This window comes from Frondihabitans sp. Leaf304, assembly GCF_001423105.1.
Lineage (GTDB): Bacteria > Actinomycetota > Actinomycetes > Actinomycetales > Microbacteriaceae > Frondihabitans.
In genome coordinates this window covers 651062-654267 of the sequence record NZ_LMNV01000003.1, presented here as the reverse complement: position 1 = coordinate 654267, position 3206 = coordinate 651062, and the positions used below count along the sequence as shown (strand labels likewise).

The window sequence follows — 3206 nt, the reverse complement described above, 5'->3', positions numbered from 1 at the left end:
ACTCATAGGAGACTGCCGGGGTCAACTCGGAGGAAGGTGGGGATGACGTCAAATCATCATGCCCCTTATGTCTTGGGCTTCACGCATGCTACAATGGCCGATACAAAGGGCTGCAATACCGCGAGGTGGAGCGAATCCCAAAAAGTCGGTCTCAGTTCGGATTGAGGTCTGCAACTCGACCTCATGAAGTCGGAGTCGCTAGTAATCGCAGATCAGCAACGCTGCGGTGAATACGTTCCCGGGCCTTGTACACACCGCCCGTCAAGTCATGAAAGTCGGTAACACCCGAAGCCGGTGGCCCAACCCTTGTGGAGGGAGCTGTCGAAGGTGGGATCGGTGATTAGGACTAAGTCGTAACAAGGTAGCCGTACCGGAAGGTGCGGCTGGATCACCTCCTTTCTAAGGAGCATGTACTCGCCCCACGGGCTGTGTCTTTGTACACACTCGCCACGGGGATCAACGAGTCAAGTCACGCCACAGCGAATGTTGTGGGTGGCGCTCATGGGTGGAACTTTGACAGTGGCCTTCGGATGAAGGTTTCGTGCTCAGTACATCTCCTCTTTGGGGGGATTGGAACGGTGCGGGATCGGGATTTCGGGGGCGTGCACGTTGTTGGGTCCTGAGGGACCAAGCCTTTCCTGGCGCCTTGATGGTGTTGGGGGGTGAACTCCTCATGCGGACCTTGATGATCTGGCATCACTTGCCGGGGATTCTTGGGGTCGCCCGTTTTTTGAGAACTACACAGTGGACGCGAGCATCTTGAGCGTCATTTCCTTCATCGCCTTTCGGGGTGGTGTTGTGGGGTGATGTTCGAGTGCAATTTCTTCCCCAGCAGCTGGTTTCGACCGGTTGGTGGGGTAACGAGATAACACTGATAAACCGCGTCAATCGGGTCGCCTTTGGGTGGCCTTGTTGTCGTGGTTCTTTGTGGTCAAGTTTTTAAGAGCAAACGGTGGATGCCTTGGCATCTGGAGCCGAAGAAGGACGTAGAAATCTGCGATAAGCCTCGGGGAGCTGATAATCGAGCTGTGATCCGAGGGTGTCCGAATGGGGAAACCCCGCCAGGCGGCGTGCTGACCTGGTGACTCCCGCCTGAATATATAGGGCGGGTAGAGGGAACGGGGGGAAGTGAAACATCTCAGTACCCTCAGGAAGAGAAAACAACAGTGATTCCGTGAGTAGTGGCGAGCGAAATCGGAAGAGGCTAAACCGGTCATGTGTGATAGACGGCGGTCGTTGCATGGTCGGGGTTGTGGGACGTGTTGTTCAGTTCTGCCGGACTGGAACAGTTACAGCGCATTATAGGCGAACCGGATTGAAAGCCGGGTCATAGAGGGTGCCAACCCCGTAGCCGAAATGGTGTTGCTGGCTGAATGCGTATCCCAAGTAGCACGGGGCCCGAGAAATCCCGTGTGAATCTGTCAGGACCACCTGATAAGCCTAAATACTCCCAGATGACCGATAGCGGACAAGTACCGTGAGGGAAAGGTGAAAAGTACCCCGGGAGGGGAGTGAAATAGTACCTGAAACCGTTTGCTTACAAACCGTTGGAGCCTCCTTAGTAGGGGTGACAGCGTGCCTTTTGAAGAATGAGCCTGCGAGTTAGCGATATGTGGCGAGGTTAACCCGTGAGGGGTAGCCGTAGCGAAAGCGAGTCTGAATAGGGCGATTCAGTCGCATGTCCTAGACCCGAAGCGAAGTGATCTATCCATGGCCAGGTTGAAGCGACGGTAAGACGTCGTGGAGGACCGAACCCACTTCAGTTGAAAATGGAGGGGATGAGCTGTGGATAGGGGTGAAAGGCCAATCAAACTTCGTGATAGCTGGTTCTCTCCGAAATGCATTTAGGTGCAGCGTTGCGTGTTTCTTGCCGGAGGTAGAGCTACTGGATGGCCGATGGGGCCTAAAAGCTTACTGACGTCAGCCAAACTCCGAATGCCGGTAAGTGAGAGCGCAGCAGTGAGACGGTGGGGGATAAGCTTCATCGTCGAGAGGGAAACAACCCAGACTACCAACTAAGGTCCCTAAGCGTGTGCTAAGTGGGAAAGGATGTGGAGTTGCAGAGACAACCAGGAGGTTGGCTTAGAAGCAGCCACCCTTGAAAGAGTGCGTAATAGCTCACTGGTCAAGTGATTCCGCGCCGACAATGTAACGGGGCTCAAGCACACCACCGAAGTTGTAGAATTCGTACTTTCGATAAGCCTTCGTGGTTCAGTCGTACGGATTGGTAGGAGAGCGTCGTGTGGCGAGTGAAGCGGCGGTGGAAACCAGCCGTGGACGCCACACGAGTGAGAATGCAGGCATGAGTAGCGAAAGACGGGTGAGAAACCCGTCCTCCGAAAGACCAAGGGTTCCAGGGCCAGGTTAATCCGCCCTGGGTAAGTCGGGACCTAAGGCGAGGCCGACAGGCGTAGTCGATGGACAACGGGTTGATATTCCCGTACCGGCGAAGAACCGCCCAAGATAATCCAGTGGTGCTAAGAGTCCTAACCCGGCTGAGTGGATCCCTTCGGGGTGATGCCGGCCGGTCTAACGCTCGACCCCATGCTGGTGCGTTTAGCGTATTAACAGGTGTGACGCAGGAAGGTAGCTGAGCCAGGCGATGGTATCCGTAAGGTGATCCTGGTGTAAGGATGTAGGGCTGACGATAGGCAAATCCGTCGTCAATGATGCCTGAGACCCGATGCATACCCCGATTGGGGGAATTCAGTGATCCTATGCTGCCGAGAAAAGCATCGACGCGAGGTTCAAGCCGCCCGTACCCCAAACCGACTCAGGTGGTCAGGTAGAGAATACCAAGGAGATCGAGAGAATCGTGGTTAAGGAACTCGGCAAAATGCCCCCGTAACTTCGGGAGAAGGGGGGCCGGAACCGTGAACGGATTTACTCCGGGAGCGGGGAAGGCCGCAGAGACCAGTGGGAAGCGACTGTTTACTAAAAACACAGGTCCGTGCCAAGTCGCAAGACGATGTATACGGACTGACGCCTGCCCGGTGCTGGAAGGTTAAGAGGAAGGGTTAGCGCAAGCGAAGCTCAGAATTTAAGCCCCAGTAAACGGCGGTGGTAACTATAACCATCCTAAGGTAGCGAAATTCCTTGTCGGGTAAGTTCCGACCTGCACGAATGGCGTAACGACTTCCCAGCTGTCTCAACCGCGAACTCGGCGAAATTGCACTACGAGTAAAGATGCTCGTTACGCGCAGCAG

Annotated in this window: 2 rRNA genes (1 of these 2 cut by a window edge); both read left to right on the top strand. The window is 55.0% G+C overall.

Annotated features, from left to right (window positions below):
* A 16S ribosomal RNA gene (locus ASF54_RS13390) occupies positions 1-399 on the top strand; the annotation flags it as partial.
* Positions 400-929: 530 nt separating this feature from the next.
* A 23S ribosomal RNA gene (locus tag ASF54_RS16150) occupies positions 930-3206 on the top strand; it runs 526 nt beyond the window's last position.